We start from the raw sequence: 612 nt of genomic DNA, 5'->3' as shown, positions 1-612 counted from the left end.
GTTCAGCTGCGGGTCATACGCCATGACAGCGTACGAGGTTTCCCCATTCGGAAATCCTGGTCTCAACGTCCGGTTATCGACTCCACCAGGCTTATCGCAGATTCCCACGTCCTTCTTCGGCTCCCAATGCCAAGGCATCCACCGTGCGCCCTTAAAAACTTGACCACAAACATGATCAAAACTTTTACATGAGCTTAATAATTACAATCGAAAGAACCAAGAAAAACACACCCACAAGGAGTGTGCTCACCAGATTCAATAATTCATAAGAAATTGCTATGCAAAACAAGAACAAAATCCTTGTCTTACAAGATGCTCGCGTCCACTATACAGTTCCCAAACAACAACCCCATCACACCCACCACCAACACCACACACCCCAAAAGGATGCATCAACGTGCCGACTTAGGCCATGCGCGGGACAAACCAGAAAAAACAAGAACCCCACCACCACCCATCCCACACAAAGTGCGAAACAAGCAACAGCCAGGGGCCTGTTATTTCAGGACCCAACAGTGTGCCAAAAAACCACCCACACCCATGAACAGTCTCCATTTCCAGAACCACCAGGACACAAGTTCCCCGCAGCACGTACTAGAAGACCACCCACCA

At 49.0% G+C, this 612-nt stretch carries 1 rRNA gene; it reads right to left on the bottom strand.

The window, feature by feature from the left end:
* Positions 1-165, bottom strand: a 23S ribosomal RNA gene (locus ABEA12_RS04655); the annotation flags it as partial.
* Positions 166-612: the final 447 nt, after the last annotated feature.

Origin of the sequence: Paeniglutamicibacter antarcticus (genome assembly GCF_039544305.1) — a bacterium.
Classification (GTDB): domain Bacteria; phylum Actinomycetota; class Actinomycetes; order Actinomycetales; family Micrococcaceae; genus Paeniglutamicibacter; species Paeniglutamicibacter antarcticus_C.
The sequence above is the reverse complement of the archived record's forward strand: the minus strand, read 5'-3'. Positions and strand labels throughout refer to the sequence as shown.